This window comes from Shimia sp. MIT910701 (genome assembly GCF_047126315.1).
Lineage (GTDB): Bacteria > Pseudomonadota > Alphaproteobacteria > Rhodobacterales > Rhodobacteraceae > Shimia.
On sequence record NZ_CP138953.1, the window covers coordinates 1,939,343 to 1,957,522 of the forward strand.

Annotated in this window: 20 protein-coding genes; 14 read left to right on the top strand and 6 right to left on the bottom strand. The window is 58.4% G+C overall.

The annotated features are described in order from the left end of the window. The first annotated feature begins 31 nt into the window (after positions 1-31). Positions 32-688: a hypothetical protein gene (locus SIB38_RS09210; RefSeq protein WP_412551861.1), complete on the top strand. Its 657-nt coding sequence runs from the start codon at positions 32-34 to the stop codon at positions 686-688. Positions 689-700: 12 nt separating this feature from the next. Here the strand turns inward: SIB38_RS09210 and betI are convergent, their stop codons facing one another. Next, a complete protein-coding gene (betI, locus tag SIB38_RS09215; protein ID WP_294118244.1) occupies positions 701-1,285 on the bottom strand; it encodes a choline-responsive transcriptional repressor BetI in 585 nt (194 codons plus the stop codon). Positions 1,286-1,442: 157 nt separating this feature from the next. Here betI and betB point away from each other — a divergent pair, with 157 nt between their 5' ends. After that, entirely contained in the window at positions 1,443-2,894 is a 1,452-nt protein-coding gene (betB, locus tag SIB38_RS09220; protein WP_412551862.1) for a betaine-aldehyde dehydrogenase, read from the top strand. Positions 2,895-2,928: 34 nt separating this feature from the next. After that, positions 2,929-4,584 carry a choline dehydrogenase gene (gene betA / locus SIB38_RS09225; RefSeq protein ID WP_412551863.1) on the top strand — a complete coding sequence of 552 codons (1,656 nt, stop codon included), beginning with the start codon at positions 2,929-2,931 and terminating at the stop codon, positions 4,582-4,584. 6 nt (positions 4,585-4,590) lie between these two features. Here the strand turns inward: betA and SIB38_RS09230 are convergent, their stop codons facing one another. Beyond that, a complete protein-coding gene (locus SIB38_RS09230) occupies positions 4,591-5,373 on the bottom strand; it encodes a hypothetical protein (RefSeq protein WP_294118241.1) in 783 nt (260 codons plus the stop codon). Positions 5,374-5,554: 181 nt separating this feature from the next. Here SIB38_RS09230 and SIB38_RS09235 point away from each other — a divergent pair, with 181 nt between their 5' ends. Further along, positions 5,555-5,794, top strand: a complete 240-nt coding sequence (locus SIB38_RS09235; RefSeq protein ID WP_294118240.1) for a YdcH family protein — start codon at positions 5,555-5,557, stop codon at positions 5,792-5,794. Here the strand turns inward: SIB38_RS09235 and SIB38_RS09240 are convergent. From SIB38_RS09240 to SIB38_RS09250, 3 genes are all read right to left on the bottom strand, one after another. Beyond that, a complete protein-coding gene (locus SIB38_RS09240; protein WP_412551864.1) occupies positions 5,776-6,600 on the bottom strand; it encodes an alpha/beta hydrolase in 825 nt (274 codons plus the stop codon). The genes SIB38_RS09235 and SIB38_RS09240 overlap by 19 nt on opposite strands. Then, on the bottom strand, positions 6,590-7,990 hold the full coding sequence (locus SIB38_RS09245) for a helix-turn-helix domain-containing protein (RefSeq protein WP_294118238.1): 1,401 nt from the start codon (positions 7,988-7,990) through the stop codon (positions 6,590-6,592). Before SIB38_RS09245 ends, SIB38_RS09240 begins: the two co-directional genes overlap by 11 nt. Before the next feature lie 250 nt (positions 7,991-8,240). After that, a complete protein-coding gene (locus SIB38_RS09250) occupies positions 8,241-9,455 on the bottom strand; it encodes a multidrug effflux MFS transporter (RefSeq protein ID WP_412551865.1) in 1,215 nt (404 codons plus the stop codon). A 218-nt stretch (positions 9,456-9,673) separates the two neighbouring features. On the opposite strand from SIB38_RS09250, the gene SIB38_RS09255 reads away from it, so the two are divergent. The 10 genes from SIB38_RS09255 (at position 9,674) to SIB38_RS09300 (ending at position 17,582) form a co-directional block, all read left to right on the top strand. Further along, a complete protein-coding gene (locus tag SIB38_RS09255; RefSeq protein WP_294118236.1) occupies positions 9,674-11,206 on the top strand; it encodes an acyl-CoA carboxylase subunit beta in 1,533 nt (510 codons plus the stop codon). Positions 11,207-11,266: 60 nt separating this feature from the next. Continuing rightward, a complete protein-coding gene (locus SIB38_RS09260) occupies positions 11,267-11,692 on the top strand; it encodes a hypothetical protein (protein WP_412551866.1) in 426 nt (141 codons plus the stop codon). Between the two features lie 117 nt (positions 11,693-11,809). Next, the gene (locus SIB38_RS09265; protein WP_412551867.1) at positions 11,810-12,211 is read left to right on the top strand and encodes a cupin domain-containing protein; all 402 of its coding nucleotides are present in this window, start codon (positions 11,810-11,812) and stop codon (positions 12,209-12,211) included. Next, positions 12,208-12,561, top strand: a complete 354-nt coding sequence (locus tag SIB38_RS09270; RefSeq protein WP_294118233.1) for a hypothetical protein — start codon at positions 12,208-12,210, stop codon at positions 12,559-12,561. Before SIB38_RS09265 ends, SIB38_RS09270 begins: the two co-directional genes overlap by 4 nt. After that, positions 12,558-13,052: a DUF6497 family protein gene (locus SIB38_RS09275; protein ID WP_412551868.1), complete on the top strand. Its 495-nt coding sequence runs from the start codon at positions 12,558-12,560 to the stop codon at positions 13,050-13,052. The genes SIB38_RS09270 and SIB38_RS09275 overlap by 4 nt, the downstream gene beginning before the upstream one ends. A gap of 202 nt (positions 13,053-13,254) precedes the next feature. Then, a complete protein-coding gene (locus tag SIB38_RS09280; protein ID WP_295177606.1) occupies positions 13,255-13,401 on the top strand; it encodes a hypothetical protein in 147 nt (48 codons plus the stop codon). Between the two features lie 81 nt (positions 13,402-13,482). Further along, entirely contained in the window at positions 13,483-13,839 is a 357-nt protein-coding gene (locus tag SIB38_RS09285) for a hypothetical protein (RefSeq protein ID WP_294118228.1), read from the top strand. 313 nt (positions 13,840-14,152) lie between these two features. Then, on the top strand, positions 14,153-14,353 hold the full coding sequence (locus tag SIB38_RS09290) for a hypothetical protein (protein WP_294118227.1): 201 nt from the start codon (positions 14,153-14,155) through the stop codon (positions 14,351-14,353). 155 nt (positions 14,354-14,508) lie between these two features. Beyond that, positions 14,509-16,557: an acetyl-CoA carboxylase biotin carboxylase subunit gene (locus tag SIB38_RS09295; protein WP_412551869.1), complete on the top strand. Its 2,049-nt coding sequence runs from the start codon at positions 14,509-14,511 to the stop codon at positions 16,555-16,557. Between the two features lie 110 nt (positions 16,558-16,667). Continuing rightward, complete coding sequence (locus tag SIB38_RS09300; protein WP_294118224.1) at positions 16,668-17,582, top strand: aldo/keto reductase; 915 nt, start codon at positions 16,668-16,670, stop codon at positions 17,580-17,582. 37 nt (positions 17,583-17,619) lie between these two features. Here SIB38_RS09300 and SIB38_RS09305 read toward each other — a convergent pair whose 3' ends face one another. Further along, positions 17,620-18,105, bottom strand: coding sequence for a DUF4174 domain-containing protein (locus SIB38_RS09305; protein ID WP_294118222.1), 486 nt, complete (start codon positions 18,103-18,105; stop codon positions 17,620-17,622). Positions 18,106-18,180: the final 75 nt, after the last annotated feature.

Here is an 18,180-nt window from a genome sequence, read left to right on the forward strand (position 1 = left end):
AGGCTGCGTCCAACGCGAAGGGGATAGATTTATGATTTTGAAAACACTGAAACACGCTGGCGCCGTGTGGATGCTGGCAGGCGCGGCGCAGGCGCAGATGTTCATTGATAGCGGTGTTGAGAGTGGCGTCCATGGCGAGCCTCTGGAAGATGTGGCGATGTTGCAGGGCTGTGTCTTTGAGCAGGAAGTGCCGAGTTGCGAACTGACCAGCAATGGGTTCACTTATTGGGTGAGCTGGAACGAGCCGACGCCAAGTTACATTGTCGAGGCCATGGGCACACTTTATGTGAATGCGCCGCTGTGGCTGCGGGCGGATATTGTCTCGATGGGCGATATGTCCGCCGAACTTGCCGTGCACGCGATGCGCCACGATCCCGCGCTGGACCCTTATGCGGACATCCGCGCCAACTTGCAGGGGCAGTGGGTGTTTGCCGCAGATCCGGCCTACACGTCCACTGTCTGGGGCGATCAGGTGACTGAAGAGATCAATGGGGACTATTCGTCAGAGTACACGCTGCAATTGGCTGATAGTTGCGAAAAATCCAATGGGCAGGGGCCGGTGATGATCGCGCATATCGATCCTTGGAGCGAGCCGCCTTGCATGATCATTGAAGCGGTCACCGCGGATAAGATGATCATGCAGCTGGCCGGGGGCGACGGCACGCTTTTCAAATACGTGCGGCCCTAACAGGATCAGCTTTCAGCTTTCCGATTTTAGCATGAGGTCCGCCACTTCGCGGGCCTCTTTGCGTGCCTGGGCTGGGTTAAGCGGTGCGTCCGATTGCGCAGCCTCGAGCCACACGCCATCCATGTAGCATTGCAGAGCTTCGCGCAGCGTTTCGCGGCGGTCGTCTGAAACAAGTGCGCGCAGTTCGGCGCGGAAGTGGGCCGTAACGCGGGCGCGGTTGATGCGGTGCAGACGTTGCAGGCTTTCCGCATAGGGGGCGTTGGCCCAGAATTGCATCCAGATCGAGCATTGCTCGTTGGTGAAGAGCCGGTCTGAAAAGTTGGCGTCGATCACCGCCATCAGCCGCTCATGCGGGGTTTTGGCAGTGGCGTAGCGTTCCAACATCGCTTGTTTCAGCAAGGTCAGCAGGCGGCGCATAGTCGCCTCCATCAGCTTTTCCTTGGAGCCAAAATAATAGTTGATCGAGGCGGCAGAAGCGCCAGCTTCGGCGGCGATTTCTGCCATAGTGACAACGGCATAGCCCCGTTTGTGAACCGCCGTGATGGTGGCGTTGATCAACTCTTCATGTCGGATATCGCGGATACGTGTACGGCCCATGGCGCCACTTTAGCGTGATCGTTCTCAGGGGCAATGTTGTTGTATCAATAAAATTTTTAAATGGTCATTTAAAAAATTTGCCTGTGGTGCTAATTTGATCGCCAAATTGAGAATCCGCGGCCCCTTGATCGTGGCCGGCACAGGAAAGGAACGCGCGATGCAACTGCAACCGACGGCCAGCCATTTCATCAACGGAGCCTATGTGGAAGACACATCTGGCGCGCCGATTGAGATCGTTTACCCGGCAACGGGCGAGGTGATTGGCACTGTGCATGCGGCGACACCTGCGATCATCGATCAGGCACTGGAGAGCGCAAAAGCAGGGCAGAAGATCTGGGCGGCGATGACGGGGCGCGAACGCGGCCGCATTTTGAGCCGGACGGCGGCGATGATCATGGAGCGCAACCACGAACTTTCCGTGTTGGAGACCTATGACACCGGCAAGCCGTATCAGGAGACCATTGCCGTGGACGCGACCTCGGGCGCGGACGCGTTGGAGTATTTTGGTGGCTTGGCAGGTAGCCTGACGGGCGAGCATATCCCACTGGGCGAGGACTGGGTCTACACGGTGCGCGAGCCATTGGGTGTCTGTGTGGGCATTGGGGCGTGGAACTACCCCACTCAGATCGCTTGTTGGAAAGGTGCACCGGCGCTGGCATGCGGCAATGCAATGGTGTTCAAACCATCGGAAACCACACCGATGTGCGCGCTGAAAGTGGCGGAAATCCTGCATGAAGCCGGTGTGCCTGCAGGTGTCTATAACGTGATCCAAGGTTTGGGCGAGGTCGGCGCAGCATTGGTGAATGACCCGCGTGTGGACAAGGTGAGCCTGACGGGTTCGGTTCCTACTGGCAAGAAGGTCTATGCGGCGGCGGCGAGCCATATGAAGCATGTGACCATGGAGCTGGGCGGCAAGTCGCCCCTGATTATCTTTGATGACGCGGATGTGGAGAATGCCGTGGGCGGAGCCATTCTGGGCAACTTCTACAGCTCTGGGCAAGTCTGCTCCAATGGCACGCGGGTGTTTGTTCAGAAGGGTATCAAGGAGAGGTTCCTGGCCCGTCTGGCGGAACGTCTGGGCACAGCGGTGATTGGCGATCCGCTGGATGAGGCCACAAGCTTTGGTCCGATGGTGTCAGAGCGCCAGATGGACATCGTTTTGGGCTATATGGCCAAAGGTGCCGAAGAGGGCGCGCGGTTGGTGTGCGGTGGCAAGCGTATGGACCGCGAGGGGTTCTTCCTGGAGCCAACAGTCTTTGCCGATGTGACCGATGACATGACCATCGCGCGCGAAGAGATTTTTGGCCCGGTCATGTCGGTGCTGGATTTCGACTCCGAGGAAGAGGTGATCGCGCGGGCCAATGACACCGAGTATGGCCTGTCTGCGGGTGTGTTCACGTCTGACCTGTCCCGCGGCCACCGCGTTATTGGGCAGCTCGAAGCAGGTAGCTGTTTTATCAACTCCTACAATGACGCGCCAGTAGAGGCGCCGTTTGGCGGGGTGAAAAACTCTGGTGTGGGACGTGAAAACTCCAAAGAAGCGATCAACCACTACAGCCAGGTGAAGTCGGTCTATGTGCGCATGGGTGACGTGGAAGCGCCTTACTAACCCTCCTTTTGGCGACTCTGTCAGGAAGAACAAGATGCAGGCAGATTATGTGATTGTTGGCGCGGGCTCTGCTGGTTGCGCGATGGCGTACCGGCTAAGCGAGGCAGGCAAATCCGTGCTGGTGATTGAGCATGGTGGCACCGACGCAGGGCCGTTTATTCAGATGCCCGCGGCGCTGAGCTATCCGATGAATATGAGCCTGTATGACTGGGGCTACAAAACTTTGCCGGAACCACATCTGGGCGGACGGACGTTGGTGTGTCCGCGTGGCAAGGTGATTGGCGGGTCGAGTTCGATCAACGGCATGGTCTATGTGCGCGGGCACGCAGGCGACTACGACCATTGGGCCGAGAGCGGTGCAGATGGCTGGTCCTATGCGGATGTGCTTCCGTATTTCAAACGCATGGAGAACTGGCACGAGAGCGGGCAGGGTGGAGATCCAGATTGGCGCGGCTCTGATGGGCCGTTGCACATCAGCCGCGGGCCACGGTCCAATCCGTTGCACGGGGCCTTCGTGGAGGCCGGGCGGCAGGCGGGTTATCCCGTGACCGATGACTATAATGGACAGCAGCAAGAGGGCTTTGGCCCAATGGATATGACCGTCTACAAAGGTCAGCGCTGGTCTGCCGCAAATGCCTATCTGAAGCCTGCGTTGAAGCGCGAAAACTGTGATCTTGTGCGCGGGCTGGCGCGCAAAGTTGTGATGGAAAATGGCCGTGCTGTGGGCGTGGAAATTGAGCGCGGCGGGCAGGTGCAAGTGATCAGGGCCAATGCGGAGGTGATCCTCGCAGCGTCCTCGTTGAACTCGCCAAAGCTGTTGATGTTGTCGGGCATTGGGCCCGCTGCCCATCTGGCGGAGCATGGCATCGAGGTGGTCGCAGATCGCGCCGGGGTGGGGCAGAACCTGCAAGACCACCTTGAGGTTTACATGCAGATGGCGTGCAAGCAGCCGATCACGCTTTACAAATACTGGAACCTGATTGGCAAAGGCCTGATTGGGGCGCAGTGGTTGTTCACCAAAACGGGCCTGGGAGCGTCTAACCAGTTTGAAACTGCTGGGTTTATTCGCTCGCGTGCGGGGATTTCCTACCCCGACATTCAGTACCATTTCCTGCCCATCGCGGTGCGCTATGACGGGCAGGCGGCAGCCGAAGGGCATGGCTTTCAAGCGCATGTCGGACCGATGCGGTCGCCGTCGCGGGGCGAGGTGACCTTGCAGTCTGCCGATCCAAAAGCAGCGCCGAATATCTTCTTCAACTATATGTCGACAGAGCAGGATTGGGAAGACTTCCGCGCCTGTATCCGCCTGACGCGAGAGATTTTTGCACAAGAGGCGATGCAGCCGTTTGTGGAAAGCGAGATCCAACCGGGCGCAGATCTGCAAACGGATGATGAGATCGACAGCTTTATTCGAGAGCACGCGGAGAGCGCTTATCACCCCTGTGGCACCTGCAAGATGGGCAGCGTGGATGACCCGAAAGCGGTGGTGGACAGCGAATGCCGTGTGATTGGCGTCGATGGGTTGCGGGTGGCGGATAGCTCGATTTTCCCGCGCATCACCAACGGCAACCTTAACGGGCCGTCGATCATGACTGGCGAGAAGGCATCCGACCACATTTTGGGGCGGCGGCTGCCGTCGTCTAATGCGGAACCTTTGTTTGCGTCCAATTGGGAAACTGCGCAGCGATAGCAGCTGTCAGTCGCGCCGAGAAGTGCTGCGGAACAGGGCGGGCAAATCGTCGGCTTTTACAAAATGCTGAACATTGAAGTTGGGGTTTTGCCCTCCATCGACGGTCTTCCATTCAGGCCGGAACACGTAGACATCGATGGCGATTTCGGTGTCCGTTCCTGAAATGGCATTGAGTCCTTTGCCTTGCAGGCGGACATTGACGTCTGCCCCCTTGATGATCACGTTGAAACCGCCGCCCACTTCGGCTTCTCCATCCACTAAAAGCTTGATGCCATCGCCGTAAGTGACTTTGCGAACAAGCACATAGTATTGATCCGGCGCGTTGACGGCATCGGCAAATCCCCATTCTTGCATAAGGCTGCCACCGGCTCGGATGTCGTCGCCGAGATACCTCGTGATGCGGGTGACGGTGTTGTCGTAGGTTACGCTGTTTGGGTAGGCGATTTCAAAAGCGGAGTGCTTGGCGATCATTGCGTCGGCACGGACCTTGATGGCTGCCTTTTGGGCCTCCCCGCCAATCTGCGCTCCGCTGGAGTATTGCGCCACTTGCACGGTCTTATCGCGCGGGTTTGGGGGCGGCGTGAAGCCTGGAATATCTGAGAGGTGAACCATGCGCGCCTCACCCTGATCCCACAGAAAGAAGCTGCCAGCCTTGAAGTCACCTGAGTTGATGTAGCCGTAGTTTGTCTTGGCATAGTCAAGGTTCACGGCAACAACATCACCGTTTTTGAGGCAGGCCGTCAAGCAGACACAGGCGGCGAGCGTGATTGCGGGCTTGAGTTTGGTCATGAGGTCCCCTGTTGGTCATCAAAAGCGTTTTGGTTTTAAAAGTCTTGTTATCGGCACAGGTTAGAGCAGAACTGTCCGCGCTGTCATCCATTGCTTTTTGAATGCGATTTGATCCGCGTCAAAGAGGGGTGAGATTCGATTGGTCTATGGTGTGTGCGACCTTAAAAACAGGAGCGCAAACATGGCGAACACCCCACACGAACTGGCCGCAGAATTCCCTGAATTTGTTGAGAAAATGCATGACTTGAAAGTCAACGATGCGCATTTCGCGAAGCTGGCGGATGAGTATCATGAATTGAACCGCAAGGTGCATGCGGCGGAGACCAACGTGGCACCGCGCGAAGAGCTGGCAGAGGTGGATCTGCGTAAGCGGCGCGGCGCGCTGAAGGATGAGATCTACGCTTATCTCAAAGCAAACTGATTGATGAATCTGGTCAATTTTGGCCAGGTGTCGGTGCGCCACAGGCCGGTGTGACCGGCACCCGGGGCTTCGACAAATTCTTTACTATTGGATGGGGCGGCAGCGAAAATCTGTCGCCCCATCTCTATTGGGATAAGCGCGTCTTCTGTGCCGTGCAGGATCAGCAGCGGCCAGGTGACGGTCTTGGCGCGAGATAGGCTGTCCCATTGATTTGACTGGTGTTTTGTGAAGCCGCCATTGCCGGGATAGTGGTGCGCGGCCATGGCTTTGATGGAGGTGTAAGGCGCTTCCAGTAGTATGGCGTCCGGCGCGATGCCTGCTTCCAATGCGCCGAGTGTTACGGCGGCGCCGATGCTCTCGCCATAGACCACCACGGGGGACATCAAGGGGCGCACGATACTGTCGTAGATGGCGGCTGTGTCGCCGATGATGGCGGCCTCTTGCGGGGTGCCTGTGCTGCCGGAATAGCCACGATAGGCGGGGGCAACGAGGCCATAGCCCTGCTGAAGCAGGAGGTCGAACCGCGACGCGCGGTTGGCCAAATTGCCTGCGTTTCCTTGGAGATAGAAGATCACCGGTTTGCCGGCGGCCGGCGGGGCGGTCCAGACGATCAGCGCCTCACCATCGTGGTGGAAGATCTCTTCGGTCACGGACGGAAGGTTCGCGTCGGCTGGAGAGACGCGGGTGTCGTCCAGTGGGTAGATCATCATTCGTTCCAGCAGGGGCGCGGCGGCGACCAGCATACAGGCAAAGACCACGCAAAAGGCGCAGAGCCGGAACAGGAATTGTGCCAGTCTAACCCACATCGTAGGGCAGCACGCCGCGGGCGTTTTCGTTGATGGTCAGGCGGCGCTCCAGCGGGGGTACGGAGCGCTGGTGGCAATGGGTGCGTTCGCAGATGCGACAGGAAATGCCAATGGGTTCAAAGGCCTGCGGGTTGTCGAGCTCCATATGGTCGGCATAGACCAGCGCGTCGGCGTGGCGAATTTCGCAGCCCAATGCGATGGCGTAGCGGCGCACGGGGGCACCGAAGTGGCCGCCGGATTTGGAGACGTCGCGGGCCAGCGAGATGTAGCGCACGCCGTCCGGGGTTTCGGCGAGTTGGCGCAGGAAGCGGCCCGGTGTTTCAAACGCACGATGTACGTTCCAGAGCGGACAGGCGCCGCCGAAACGGGCGAACTGAAGCCGGGTTGCGGAGTGGCGTTTGGTGATGGTGCCAGCTTGATCTACGCGGACAAAGAAGAAGGGAATGCCTTTGTTTCCAGGACGTTGCAGGGTTGAGAGACGGTGGGCGACTTGCTCGATGGAGGCGCCGAAACGGTTGGAAAGCAACTCAAGGTCGTGGCGGGTTTCGCGGGCGACTTCGAGGAAGGTGCCGTAAGGCATGAGGGCCGCACCGGCATAGTAGTTGGCGAGGCCGATTTTGGCGATGCTTCGGGCGGCGTCCGACTGGAAGCGGGCGAAGTCCAATGTGGCTTCTAGCAGCTTGCCGTTTTGCAACAGGGCAACCTGCAGAAGTAGTTGAAATGTTTGGGTTTCTGGCTGCGCATAGCGGGAGATTTGCAGGCGTTGATGCTCGGCATCGTAGTGGCGTAGTTGGTCGATGTCTGTAAAGGCGACAGAGATGCCGGAGTCCTTGAGGGAGGCCAGGGCTGCGGCGCGAATTCCGCCGTGCTCGACCGCGCCTTGGGCGAAGCGTTCGGCGGCGTGGTCGACGGCGTCTATGTAGTTGTCACAATAGTGAAAAAAGTCCCTGACCTCATCCCATGGGCTGGCCTGCATTTGCACATCTTGGCGGCCCAGAGCCTCGTCCAGCGACGCAAGGCGTTCGTGGGTTTGGCGATAGGCACGGTGCAGTTCCAGGAAGGCGCGCGCCAGAGCCGGCGCGTTGGAGGCGGTGAGGCGCAGGTCTGCGAGCGGCGCGGAGGTTTCGGCTAGGACTGGATCGGCAAGAGCTTCGCGCATGTCAGAGACCAGGCGTTCGCTGTCACCGGTGCTTAACTCTGTGACATCTAAGCCAAATTCCTGCGCCAGTGCCAAGACAACCGTGGTGGAGACCGGGCGGTTGTTGTTCTCCATCTGGTTCAGATAGGGCAGGGAGACCCCTAGTTTTTGGGCGAAGTCCTTCTGGGTCAGGGTCAGTCTGGTGCGGATTTCGCGTAGTTTGGCGCCTGCGTAGAGCTTTTGCGTGGGCATGGAATCCTCTCGGCTTGCATAGCTGCAAAGATAGCTTTGCAAAGTCGATCAATCCATAGGGATAAATACTGTGCGGCGTTTGGTCGTTAATCGGTGATTTGAGGCGCGCTTTTCACGTCGGTATTGTGTCTGTATCGCGGCTGTTTTGCAGAGGTGCAAATTCTGTTGCGGCAGCAGTTAACGTGCCTGCATTGAGCGGGCGGATGCCGCCGAGAAAAATTCCGAGGTGATGAAACAGATTCTGGGGGCGTTAGGCGCCGATATATTTCTCGCGGCGGACCACCATGAGAATGGAGGTAACGCCGAAAACCGAGGTGATGAACATCAACCACAGCAATGGGAAAGCCCCGGTTTCTGGTGTGAGCAGAGCACCCGCCAGCGCGGAGAGGGCTGCGCCGCCGCCAATCATAATCGCGCCAGTGAGGCCGGAGGCCGTGCCAGCAAGATGTGGGCGCACAGAAAGAGCGCCTGCGGTGGCGTTGGGGATGGCAAGGCCATTGCCGATGCCGACAAAGGTCATGAAGCCGAAGAAGATCTCTGCGGAACCAAACCCCATGGCGAAGATCGACAGGGATGCAGCCACGCCCAGACCACAAATGGTGCAGCCGGTCATGACCATGCGATTGATGCCAAACCGTGCCGAGTAGCGGCCAGAGAGGAAGTTGCCGATGAAGTAGCCAACGGCGGGCGCGCCAAAGTAGATGCCCATCTGCGCCGCGCTCATGCCAAAGAGCTCGGTGGCCACAAATGGTGCTCCGCCAAGGTAGGCAAAGAACGCGCCGGAGGTGAAGCAATTGGCTAGGGAATAGCCCCAGAAACGCGGGCTGGTCAGAAGCTCCGGGTATTCACGGAATTGTTGACCTAGAGTGAGGCCGCTGTTGGATTTGGTTTCGCCGAGATCTCGATAGGTCAGCCAAAAGATGGCGGCGCCGGTGGCAAACAGGAGCCAGAAACTGGCTTGCCAGCCAAAGGCGCTGTCCAGCAGGCCGCCGAGTGCGGGGCCGAGCATGGGCACAACTGTCATGCCCATGGTGACGTAGCCAATCATGGATGCGGCCTCATCCGCGGAGACCATGTCGCGCACCACGGCACGGGACAACACCATGGCGACCACCACAGCAGCTTGTAACATGCGGAATGTCAGGTAAACGGCGGCGTTGGGTGCGTAGATGCAGCCGATGGTGGCCGCGAGGAAGATGGCAAGCCCTGCAAGGATCACCGGCCTCCGGCCAAACTTATCGCTGATCGGGCCAACGACAATTTGCAGCACGGCGTTGACGGCGAGGTATACCGCAATTGAGAGCTGCATCACGCCATAATCGGTGTCGAAGTATTCCGTCATCGACGGCAGGCTGGGCAAGAAGATGTTCATGCACAGCGCGGAGACCCCGGCCAGCAGGATCAAAGTGAAGATGTTTGGCGGTGTGCTACGGTCCAGAAATTGACCACGGGCTAAGCTGCTCATGCGCTAAGAGGTAGGAGCGCGCAAAGCAAATGTCCATGGATGAATTTCAATTGTGAACTATTTGCTGATTTGCAATTAGCGCGAGGTTGATTTTCTGGAGTTTGCAAATTTGCGGGAAAATCCTTTTTCGGGTGCAGCAAGGGGCCTATGGTGATGCGCAAAGCTTTTGGGGGCAGTGCATCCTGTGCCTGCCCAAATCGACGAATGAGGGCCGTGCCATGAAAGACATTCTGCAACAGTTGGAAGAGCGCCGTGAGGTTGCGCGTTTGGGTGGCGGTCAGCGCCGGATCGACAGCCAGCACGCCAAAGGCAAGCTGACCGCGCGGGAGCGGATCGAGCTGCTGTTGGATGAGGGCAGCTTTGAAGAGTTTGACATGTTCAAAACCCATCGCTGCACAGAATTTGGCATGGAAGAGCAAAAGCCTGCGGGCGATGGCGTGATCACTGGTTGGGGCACGATTAACGGCCGTATGGTCTATGTGTTCTCCCAGGACTTCACGGTGTTTGGTGGTTCGCTGTCGGAGACCCACGCGCAGAAGATCTGCAAAATTCAGGACATGGCGGTGCAGAACGGCGCGCCGATCATTGGCCTAAACGACTCAGGTGGGGCGCGTATTCAGGAAGGTGTCGACTCGCTGGCCGGCTATGCGGAAGTTTTCCAGCGCAACATTATGGCATCCGGCGTGGTGCCGCAGATTTCCGTCATTATGGGGCCATGTGCCGGTGGTGCGGTGTACTCGCCTGCGATGACCGACTTCATCTTCATGGTGAAAGACACCTCTTATATGTTTGTGACCGGCCCGGATGTTGTGAAAACCGTGACCAATGAGGTTGTGACAGCTGAGGAGCTGGGCGGGGCGAGCACACACACTAAGAAGTCTTCGGTGGCTGATGGCGCGTTTGAGAATGATGTTGAGGCGCTGACCGAAGTGCGCCGCCTGGTGGATTTCTTGCCGCTGAACAACCGCGAGAAACCGCCTGTGCGTCCGTTCTTTGATGAGCCGGGTCGGGTCGAGAAGTCTTTGGACACTTTGGTGCCAGAGAACCCGAACACGCCGTATGATATGAAAGAGCTGATCGCCAAAGTGGCGGATGAGGGCGATTTCTACGAGATTCAAGAAGACTACGCCAAGAACATCATCACTGGCTTCATCCGTCTGGAAGGGCAGACCGTGGGTGTTGTGGCCAACCAGCCGATGGTGCTTGCTGGCTGTCTGGATATTGACAGCTCCCGTAAGGCGGCGCGGTTTGTGCGTTTCTGTGACTGTTTTGAAATTCCAATCCTGACGCTGGTCGACGTGCCGGGCTTCCTGCCAGGGACCAGCCAGGAATATGGCGGTGTGATCAAACACGGCGCGAAGCTGCTGTTTGCTTATGGCGAAGCGACCGTGCCGAAGGTGACTGTGATCACCCGGAAAGCTTATGGCGGGGCCTATGACGTGATGGCGTCCAAGCACCTGCGGGGCGATTTCAACTACGCCTGGCCAACAGCGGAGATCGCGGTGATGGGCGCGAAGGGCGCGACCGAGATCATTCACCGCGCGGATCTGGGCGATGCGGAGAAGATTGCCGCACATACCAAGGACTATGAAGACCGCTTTGCGACGCCATTTGTGGCGGCAGAGCGCGGCTTCATCGACGAGGTGATCATGCCGCAGAGCACGCGCAAACGGGTGAGCCGGGCGTTTGCGAGCCTGCGTAACAAGAAGCTCGAGAACCCGTGGAAAAAGCACGACAACATCCCGCTGTAATGACCTATAGGTGGATCCATAACGATTCACCACAAGGAAAAATTGAATATGCGTACCTTAATGGCCCTTATCTTTGCTATGTCTGCGCTCCCTGCGGTTGCGCAAAGCAATCCATGTAAGGGAAGAACTGTGATCGATGTCGGGCACGGTGGTAAAGCTTGCATCTACCTTATTGATGAAAGCGACTTCACGTGGACACGCACGCGCGACGACTTTGCGAGCACGCAAAAGCACACAAGCTCGCAACCGCGAGTCGCGGCAAGCATGTTGGGTACAGCGTCTACGAATAAAGGCGTGTTGAGCAAACAAATGGTCAACCTCTGCAAAGCTGCGTTGAACGACGTGCAGACCCAGTTTTCTGGCACCAAATATAATCGCATCATGTTGTATTTGGACTGGCGCCAGAGCGGCGGTGAAATCTATGGCGGTTGGTCCAACGCAAAATGTCGCGGTTTCAGGTTCTTTGGGGTCAAGCAACGTATTTAAAAGCCGGCTGGTTCTCTGAGGAGACTGAGGGCCACCTAATACAAAATGGCGGTAGACAGGGCCAAGAGTGCCTTGTCCATCCGTCCAAGCGCAACACGGGCGAAGGAGAATGACTTGATGACTCAGTGTTTCAAAAACCAAGCTTTCACCATTTCCCATGCGGATGACAGCAAGTTTGTCGGCCAAGGGCTGCGGCCGTTCTTTGAGTATCGCGATCTGGGCATCCAGGACAGCACGCAAGGCAAGTTTGGCGCACATGTCATTCGGGCGGTGCCGGGCATGGAAAGTCCAGGGGCGTGGCATTCCCATGAGTTGGACTTCCAGATGGTCTATGTGACCAAAGGCTGGGTGGTGTTTGAATATGAGGGGCAGGGCGAGCATGTGCTGCGCGCGGGCTCCTGTGTGTTGCAGCCGCCGGGCATCAAGCATCGGGAAGTGCGCCACTCCGACGACATGGAGCTGATTGAGATCATCAGTCCTGCCGAATTTGCCACCAATGACGAGGAGGCGCCGAAGTGAGCCGGAGCCGCTGGCATATCCAACGGGAGGGCGATGCGCTGACCATGAGCCGCCGGTTGCCGGTGCGCTGGGACGTGGTGGCGGAGACCTCTTTGCCGGATGCGGGCTTGCTGCGCACGGCGCAGCAGGTGCGGCAGGATATGTGGCGGGCGTTGCAGGATCTGCGTGGCTTTGCCCCAACCGTTGAAGTGCGGCGTGAGGCAGGGCGGCTGTTTGTGAAGGCTGGCGGGGCTGTGGATGGCGCGGTGGCCAAGGGCCATGCGCAGGCCATTATTGCCGAGATTTTGGACTGTCCTGAGCGGCGGGATCGCTGGCGGCGGTTTGCGCAACATCGGGGGGCGTCCTCATGAAATTTGTGACGCCACGTAAGGCTTTGGCGCAAAAAACTTTCGCCCCACGCACATTTTTTGGAGCTTTTACGAAAAATCTGTGCAAGCGTGCGACTCAACTTACGCTTTCCGCCGCGTTTGGAGGGGCCCTCACGGGCGCGGCCACGGCCGGGGTTTTGGAGGAGACCCCGGTCGTGCCCTCAGGCAACGATCTCCATCTCCAGGAAATTCTCTACGAAGTGCGCGCGGATGAAAGCCGTGTGGCGCGGTTCCGCTATGTCATGCCGCTCATTCGGCAGGGCGTGGAGTTCACCGACATTGAGGAAGACTTCTTTCATCTGTGCATTGGCGTCGCAGTGCCGTATCTCGCCATTCAGGATGAAACAGTCGATCAGGTGATCATATCCATGGCGGACAGAGAAACCACATTTGGCGAAACCACACAGGTGGCGACGCAGTTTTTTGAAGCATTCAGCGTGCAGGATGGCACCTGTATCTGGGAGGGCTTCTGATGACACCACTAGATATTGTTAACGTTAAGGGCAATGAGCAAGACATTGCGGCTTTGCGGTCACATCGGATGAGCTTGGGCTTGTATCTGTATCTTTTTGCAGAAGATTTGCGTAGTCTCCGCGCATGTCCCCAACGTGGGGCAGTGAGGCAGGCCGGGCAAATCCGCCCGGTTTGGACGTTAAACAATGAATGGAGAACAAGATGTCCAAGAGCATCAAGTCATTCCTCGCAATCGGCCTCGTGGCCCTGGTTGCAGCCTGTGGCCAAGACGAGCCGCTGGAAGAATATGTTGTGGTCGACCCAGAGCCGATCTCGACTGAGCCGACCTACACCGGCAAATACAAGTAAGGCGATCCGCCTGACAGGTGGACAGGCCGCGCGGCCTGTTCACACCCGCGCCACGCTCTCAGCAATCCGGGGAGAAGTGGCATGATCAAACATCGCGGGTTCCCCGGCCGTCTTCCGGGTACGGATTTCCAATTCACCATTCGTCGCGCCAACCCCAAAGGGGTCACGCCGATCACACGCCGTGAGCGGTTCAAAGACCGTCGTCCGCCGGATCGTCGTGCGGATGCGGCCTTTATGCAGGCGCTGTGGGAGCATTTTGGCGACCAGCCGTTTGAGCGGGGCAATTTGGATGCGGGCCGTTTGAGCTGGCTGTTTGGGCGCGAGGTGGTCGCGGTCGAAGAGGATTTTGACCCCGAAGACTATGAGGCGCTGCTGGTCATTGACGAGGCCGTTGCGCGGGTGTCTTTCCCGGACGCATTTGAGGATGACTGGGCGTAATGTTGCCGATGCCACGACATAATGGGCAAGCCATTGCCCAAAGCGGGACAGAGGCAAAATTGCCCCTGTTTTCCGTAGTTTGCCGTGGCAAGGTCACTGTCATGGAGCGGGGCGTTGTCGCGCATCGCTCCTGTAACAGTGTATTCCGTTACCCTTCCCCTTTCGGGTGGTCCTGTATTGTCCCTTCAGGATCACCCGTTTTTTCTGCGGCGCTTGCGCGTCCGGCGAAAACGGGTGAGATTGTGGGCACACTCACAGGTCAGGTGGACAGAAGATCCGCCGATAACCCCATATCGGGAAGAGGCACAAACACATGCGTATCACAGCAGCAGTTTCCATTATTGCGCTCCTTGGGCTTTCGGCATGCGGCCGGACCATGGGCGAGCAGGCGCTCATCGGCGCGGGTGCAGGCACCATTGCGGCAGCGGCCGTTGGCGGCAGCCTTGCGGCCGGTGCGGTTGTCGGCGGTGCGGCCAACACGATCTATTGTCAAGAATTCGCCACCAGCTGCTGAGCGCCGTTGCGCGCCGCAGGGTGATTTGAATTGTCCGGCTGAGACCCAGCCGGTTCCGAACCCAAAGCCATCGACGTGCGCAAGCGCGGCGGTGGCTTTTTTGTTGCCTATGCAAGCTGCTGTTGCGGCTCGCGAAGACCAAGAAGGACGATAAGATGTTCGACAAGATCCTGATTGCCAACCGGGGCGAGATTGCCTGCCGCGTGATCAAAACCGCTCGTAAGATGGGCATCAAGACGGTGGCGATTTACTCAGACGCCGACAAGCAGGCGCTGCATGTGCAAATGGCGGATGAAGCCATCCACATTGGCCCGCCGCCTGCGAACCAGTCCTACATCGTGATCGACAAGGTCATGGACGCGATCAAGCAGTCCGGCGCGCAGGCGGTGCACCCGGGCTATGGCTTCCTGTCGGAAAACGCCAAGTTTGCCGAAGCGCTGGAAGCGGCCGGCGTGGCTTTTGTAGGCCCGCCTAAAGGTGCGATTGAGAGCATGGGGGACAAGATCACCTCCAAGAAAATCGCGCAGGACGCCAATGTGTCAACCGTGCCGGGCTATATGGGCCTGATCGAAGATGCAGATGAGGCGGTGAAGATCTCCAACGAGATTGGCTATCCGGTGATGATCAAAGCCTCCGCCGGTGGCGGCGGTAAGGGTATGCGGATCGCGTGGAATGATCAGGAAGCGCGTGAAGGGTTCCAGTCGTCCAAGAACGAAGCCGCCAACAGCTTTGGCGACGACCGGATCTTCATCGAGAAGTTTGTGACCCAGCCACGGCACATTGAAATTCAGGTGCTGTGCGATGCGCATGGCAACGGCATTTACCTGAACGAGCGCGAATGCTCGATCCAGCGCCGGAACCAGAAAGTTGTTGAGGAAGCGCCAAGCCCGTTCCTGGATGAAGCCACACGTAAGGCGATGGGCGAGCAGTCTGTCGCGCTGGCGAAAGCCGTGGGCTATGCCTCTGCGGGTACGGTGGAATTCATCGTCGATGGCGACAAGAACTTCTACTTCCTTGAGATGAACACCCGTTTGCAGGTGGAACACCCTGTGACCGAGCTGATCACCGGTGTGGACCTGGTGGAGCAGATGATCCGCGTGGCGGCGGGTGAACCGCTGTCCATCACGCAGGACGATGTGACCATCAACGGCTGGGCGATTGAGAACCGTGTCTATGCGGAAGACCCCTATCGCAACTTCCTGCCGTCGATTGGCCGTCTGACCCGTTACCGTCCACCGGCCGAGATTGCTGCCGGCCCTATGTTGGACAACGGCAAATGGGCGGATGATGCCAAAGAGGGCAAGCGCTTTGCTATGCGCAATGACACCGGCGTCTATGAGGGCGGCGAGATCAGCATGTATTATGATCCGATGATCGCGAAACTATGTACCTGGGCGCCGACCCGTGAAGAGGCGATTGAAGTGATGCGTCAGGCGCTGGATGGGTTTGAGCTGGAAGGCATTGGCCACAACCTGCCGTTTGTCAGCGCGGTGATGGATCATCCGAAGTTCATCTCCGGCGACATGACCACCGCCTTCATTGAGGAAGAGTACCCCGAGGGCTTTGAAGGTGTGGAGCTGCCGGAAGACCAGCTGAAGCGTGTGGCGGCTGCTGCGGCGGCGATGTATCGCGTGGCGGAAATCCGTCGGACACGGGTGTCGGGCCGTATGGATAACCACGAGCGCCGTGTGGGCAAGAAGTGGGTTGTGTCTGCGCAAGGCACCGATTTTGCGGTGAAGGTGAAGGCCGACAAGAAAGGATCCACCATCAAGTTTGAGGATGGCAGCAAGCTGCGTGTATCCTCTAATTGGACACCGGGTGACCAGCTGGCGACCCTGAAAGTGGGTGGCGAGAAGCTGGTGCTGAAGGTTGGCAAAGTGCCGGGCGGTTTCCGTCTGCGCACCCGTGGCGCCGATCTGGTTGTGCATGTGCGCAGCCCGCGTCAGGCGGAGCTGGCCAAACTGATGCCAGAAAAGGTGGCGCCGGACACCTCCAAGATGCTGCTGTGCCCAATGCCGGGTCTGATCGTGAAGGTCGACGTGGAAGTGGGGGATGAGGTGCAGGAAGGCCAGGCGCTGTGCACCGTGGAAGCCATGAAGATGGAGAACATCCTGCGGGCGGAGAAAACCACTGTGGTCACCAAGATCAACGCGGCGGCCGGTGACAGCCTCGCGGTGGACGATGTGATCATGGAATTTGAATAACGCCTGAAATCTAGTGGCCCGGCCATTGGCCGGGCAGCCCCCGACCGCCCCCCTTGGGCGGGGGCTTCACCCCCACCCGCGGCCGGGGGCCGCCTTGAACGGAATATGTGATGCCTGATAGTAAGCTCGTCCTTTCCCGAACGACAAACATCGGCCCGTTTGAGGTAGGTCGACTGGCCTATGGCTGTTGGCGGTTTTCTGGCAGCACGGTTGCGGACGCCACGGCGAAGATTGAGGCTGCCTTGGAGATTGGTGCCAATCTGGTGGATACGGCAGCGATCTATGGGTTTGGCGAAGAGGGCTTTGGCGCGGCTGAGGCCGTTTTGGGGGAGGTTTACGCCGCCCAGAAGGGGCTACGGCAGAAGACGGTTCTGGTCACCAAAGGCGGGATTCACCCGCCTGTGCCTTATGACAGCCGCGCGTCTAACCTGATTGAGAGCTGTGAAGCGTCGCTCGCGCGGCTTAAGACCGATGTGATTGACGTGTTTCTGGTCCATCGGCCAGACCTCTTGGCGTCCTATGACGAGGTGGCGGAGGCGCTGACGCAGTTGCGGGCGGCGGGGAAAATCCGCGAGGCGGGGGTGAGCAACTTCTCCCATACGCAAATCCGGGCGTTGCAGAGCAAGCTGGATTTTGCGCTGGTGGCCAATCAGCCAGAGTTTTCGCTGCTGGCCATTGACCCGTTGGAAGATGGCACGTTGGACATCGCTCAGGAGTTGAACCTGGCGGTGATGGCCTGGTCTCCGCTGGGCGGGGGGCGTTTGACGGCGGTGCATCAGCCGGAAGCGGGCACGCAGGAGGCGCGGGTGTTGTCGGTGCTTGATGGCATTGCCACGCGTGAGGGCGTGGGCGTGGATCATGTGGCACTGGCCTGGGTGTTGGCGCATCCGGCGGTGAGCATGGCGCTGATTGGTACGCAGAATGTGGCGCGGATCACTGACAGCGCCAAAGCCTTTGACGTGAAGCTGAGCCGACAGGACTGGTACGATGTGTTGGTCGCCGCGCGCGGAGCGCCGATGCCTTGATGCGACGCGGGCGTCATATCCCGTTATGCACCGCCGCCTATGGCTGGCGGCGGTCGCGGATTTCCTGCTGGCGCAGGGGGTGTTTGTCGATGGAGGCAGAGAGTTCCCGCACCGTCCAGGGCTTGGGTTTGCGCAGGTATACAACGCCGTCTTTTTCCACCAAAGCCATCATAAACCCACGCGGGCGGAGCCGTTTGCGCAGGGCGGATTTGGCGGATGGATCGGTGTCGGTCAGCACCACTACATCGCGTTCGATCAGTGCGTCCGGAAAAGCTTCGATCAGCTCCAATTGCTGGATGAACCTTGGATCGCGGTCGGTGTCGGCAAAGACCACAAGCACCCGGTTTTTCCAGAGGTATTCGCTGAGGTCGGAGTTCAAACCAGATTGTATTAATTCCGGTGCATTTTCCGCCACGGTTTCCACGGAGGCAGAGGCATCATTTTCGTCGGTTTCTGTGGCTTGTGCGGCAACGCCTGTAGCGGCCAGAAATCCCGTCAGAACAAGGGCTAAGCGGTGGGTCATCGTCTCTCCTGTTGAGACCAATATAGGGGGTGTTTTCCCCAATACGAACCCCTTTGGCAAAGTCGGTCAAATTTT

Coding starts and splice junctions, on each gene's coding strand:
- SIB38_RS09210 (WP_412551861.1), top strand. CDS start 32: ATGATTTTGAAAACACTGAAACACGCTGGCGCCGTGTGGATGCTGGCA.
- betI (WP_294118244.1), bottom strand. CDS start 1,285: ATGGGCCGTACACGTATCCGCGATATCCGACATGAAGAGTTGATCAAC.
- betB (WP_412551862.1), top strand. CDS start 1,443: ATGCAACTGCAACCGACGGCCAGCCATTTCATCAACGGAGCCTATGTG.
- betA (WP_412551863.1), top strand. CDS start 2,929: ATGCAGGCAGATTATGTGATTGTTGGCGCGGGCTCTGCTGGTTGCGCG.
- SIB38_RS09230 (WP_294118241.1), bottom strand. CDS start 5,373: ATGACCAAACTCAAGCCCGCAATCACGCTCGCCGCCTGTGTCTGCTTG.
- SIB38_RS09235 (WP_294118240.1), top strand. CDS start 5,555: ATGGCGAACACCCCACACGAACTGGCCGCAGAATTCCCTGAATTTGTT.
- SIB38_RS09240 (WP_412551864.1), bottom strand. CDS start 6,600: ATGTGGGTTAGACTGGCACAATTCCTGTTCCGGCTCTGCGCCTTTTGC.
- SIB38_RS09245 (WP_294118238.1), bottom strand. CDS start 7,990: ATGCCCACGCAAAAGCTCTACGCAGGCGCCAAACTACGCGAAATCCGC.
- SIB38_RS09250 (WP_412551865.1), bottom strand. CDS start 9,455: ATGAGCAGCTTAGCCCGTGGTCAATTTCTGGACCGTAGCACACCGCCA.
- SIB38_RS09255 (WP_294118236.1), top strand. CDS start 9,674: ATGAAAGACATTCTGCAACAGTTGGAAGAGCGCCGTGAGGTTGCGCGT.
- SIB38_RS09260 (WP_412551866.1), top strand. CDS start 11,267: ATGGCCCTTATCTTTGCTATGTCTGCGCTCCCTGCGGTTGCGCAAAGC.
- SIB38_RS09265 (WP_412551867.1), top strand. CDS start 11,810: ATGACTCAGTGTTTCAAAAACCAAGCTTTCACCATTTCCCATGCGGAT.
- SIB38_RS09275 (WP_412551868.1), top strand. CDS start 12,558: ATGAAATTTGTGACGCCACGTAAGGCTTTGGCGCAAAAAACTTTCGCC.
- SIB38_RS09280 (WP_295177606.1), top strand. CDS start 13,255: ATGTCCAAGAGCATCAAGTCATTCCTCGCAATCGGCCTCGTGGCCCTG.
- SIB38_RS09285 (WP_294118228.1), top strand. CDS start 13,483: ATGATCAAACATCGCGGGTTCCCCGGCCGTCTTCCGGGTACGGATTTC.
- SIB38_RS09290 (WP_294118227.1), top strand. CDS start 14,153: ATGCGTATCACAGCAGCAGTTTCCATTATTGCGCTCCTTGGGCTTTCG.
- SIB38_RS09295 (WP_412551869.1), top strand. CDS start 14,509: ATGTTCGACAAGATCCTGATTGCCAACCGGGGCGAGATTGCCTGCCGC.
- SIB38_RS09300 (WP_294118224.1), top strand. CDS start 16,668: ATGCCTGATAGTAAGCTCGTCCTTTCCCGAACGACAAACATCGGCCCG.
- SIB38_RS09305 (WP_294118222.1), bottom strand. CDS start 18,105: ATGACCCACCGCTTAGCCCTTGTTCTGACGGGATTTCTGGCCGCTACA.